This is a genomic window from Thalassobacterium sedimentorum (assembly GCF_031127905.1).
Classification (GTDB): domain Bacteria; phylum Verrucomicrobiota; class Verrucomicrobiia; order Opitutales; family Coraliomargaritaceae; genus Thalassobacterium; species Thalassobacterium sedimentorum.
The window spans coordinates 1-2,260 of sequence record NZ_JARXIC010000084.1 but is presented as its reverse complement, the minus strand read 5'-3'; the positions used below and the strand labels follow the sequence as shown (position 1 = coordinate 2,260).

At 46.2% G+C, this 2,260-nt stretch carries 4 protein-coding genes; all 4 read left to right on the top strand.

Annotated features, from left to right (window positions below):
* Nucleotides 1–105: 105 nt before the first annotated feature.
* Entirely contained in the window at nt 106–561 is a 456-nt protein-coding gene (locus tag QEH59_RS18420; protein ID WP_308986852.1) for a hypothetical protein, read from the top strand.
* Between the two features lie 30 nt (nt 562–591).
* Nucleotides 592–969, top strand: coding sequence for a hypothetical protein (locus QEH59_RS18415; protein WP_308986851.1), 378 nt, complete (start codon nt 592–594; stop codon nt 967–969).
* A 79-nt stretch (nt 970–1,048) separates the two neighbouring features.
* Complete coding sequence (locus QEH59_RS18410) at nt 1,049–1,546, top strand: DUF695 domain-containing protein (RefSeq protein ID WP_308986850.1); 498 nt, start codon at nt 1,049–1,051, stop codon at nt 1,544–1,546.
* 22 nt (nt 1,547–1,568) lie between these two features.
* Nucleotides 1,569–2,069, top strand: a complete 501-nt coding sequence (locus QEH59_RS18405) for a hypothetical protein (RefSeq protein ID WP_308986849.1) — start codon at nt 1,569–1,571, stop codon at nt 2,067–2,069.
* Nucleotides 2,070–2,260: the final 191 nt, after the last annotated feature.

Sequence of the window (2,260 nt, the reverse complement as noted above, 5' to 3'; positions counted from 1 at the left end):
AATGCCTAAAACTACTAACCCGAAGGAGCCTATCCAGACGCACTAGCCAATGCCTTTCGCGCTCCGCGCTACAGGCATCGGCTATGCTCCACGATAGCTGAAAAAATGAATGAAGAAACTCAGTATTGCACCAGCTATGCTCGCAGAAGTTTAGGTGTCGCGATTGCACTTCTTCCATTCCTTGTCGTGGTCGCTTCTTTGATCTCACCTTGGCACTCGCCTCTCAAATTAATTCCGATCGGCCTAGGAATAGTCGCCGTCACATTTACTGCCTTGAATCTCTGGATCACTCTGATCCTTCCAAGCATACAAAAGAAGAAAAATGAATCGAATGGCACGAATCATAGCACTTCAGTTTTCCCCATATTGGGGACTCTTTTTGCCTTCGGAGCGTGTTTAGTCGGCTTTGGTCACACAACACCTAGCATTCTTGCACTGATAGCATTTCTACTCGATCTTGGCGGCCTGCCTTGGTTCATCGTTTTCACATGGAGAGACCAGTCCTTCTGGGATACCCCTCTAAACCAAGGAGCTATCCAGTCAGAGCTGGACAACGCCTAACGGCGCGCCAGTCTTCGACGTTCTCAAAAAATGAAAAGCCCTGAAGATAGATTGCGAAAGCGTATTAAAAATATGCGCTGGGGACGATGGCTTGTCTTAGCATTAGGCGTGTTTCACCTGATTATGGCTGGAGTTGTCTTCGGCCAAGGAAAGAGAATGAATGAAATCATCGACCGGACCGAATACGGAACCTTGTTTTGGAAAAGTGTCGACGTGAAGAAAAGCTACACTGGTTGGGAAGTAAAAGCCGAAGAGCGCTACTCGACCTCCGTCCTTTACGCAACATGCGGGATCTTTTTATGCGCTTTGGGCTTGTCCAGTTTCCTGGTTTTGAAGCGTCAGAACGAACTCCTTCAAACCATCGAAGAATTGAAGCGAGAACCAGCCGGCACAGGTCAACCCATGTAACCCGCCCGATAATCCGAGAATCACTTAAACCACTAACCCGTCAGGCTGGGTGCCTGGCCTCATCGTTGGGCAAAATGAAATGAAAGAATTCAAAGTCCATTTTTCGGAAGAACTATTCACCCTGATGGAGTATCGGGAGGCTGATCTGCCTGCCGTAATGATGCTAACTACGTCATTAATCGACTTTGAATCAAAGGAAGTATTCGCGTGGCACCTTTCTATCGTCATTGGATGCGAAGATATTGCAGAGAATGGAATGCCATCGAAAAAGGAAAGAGAAGAAATCCTAGAACCATTCTGTGACCGCTTTGAGGAAGCGATAGAACTCAAGGAGAATGGTAAACCGAATGCATTGCTACTAGCTAGAATCACATGGAACGAAACAAGAGAATTAGTCTTCAGAGTTTTCGACCCCGAAGTCGCCAATTCTTTTTTACAGAAGGAAATCGAGAACGACGAATGTGAAAGAGGATTTGAATTCCAGATGGATCATGATCCAGAATGGGAAAAGGCGTCTTGGATGTTCGACATGTTCAGGAATGCGAAGCCCAACCAGGCGGAGCTGGACAACGCCTAACGGCGCGCCAGTCCTTGACGATATGGAAAAGAAACGAATAACCTGCCTAGCACTGATACTCTTGCTAAGCATTCCAGCTTATTCAGATATTTTCTGCCATGCTGAAGAGTTTAGCCCAAAATGCACACTGATTCCCACTAAGGAGCTAAGCCAAAAAAATCAAGAATATGTCGAGTTCCTTGATTCGATCTACTTCCTGGAGACGTCTTTCCCTGCAACAAAATTTTTCATCTTCATTGATCGAGTTAGCCGAGTGGCGATTGACGATGATGTCGTCTCCTTCGTGGAATCAAAGGATTCTGAAAAGAGAATAAAAATTAAGGTGATCCACCCCGAGGCATTCGCAGCGGATAACGTAAATTTCGAATCGCGTAAAATCTCTTACCTCCAAGCGATTGATGTAGCCTGCGGAGAGGTTCGTGCTGTCTGGACAATCGATGATGGACAGATTTATATCATGCCCACAAAAATCAAATTCGAGATCCGGAACAATCCACCATCCATCAACCCTTTCGACTCGTGACCATATCCAGACGCACCTATCAACTCATTTCGCGCTCCAGGCTTCGCTCTTCGAGCTACGCCCGGCAAGCCGCGCTACACTCGCGATAGTGCTCCACGTTATGCTAAAAAAATTCTCACTATCATATCCACAATGATTATCTTGGCATTCTGCTCAGATGAACGCTCAAATAATACAAATTCCAATAACCC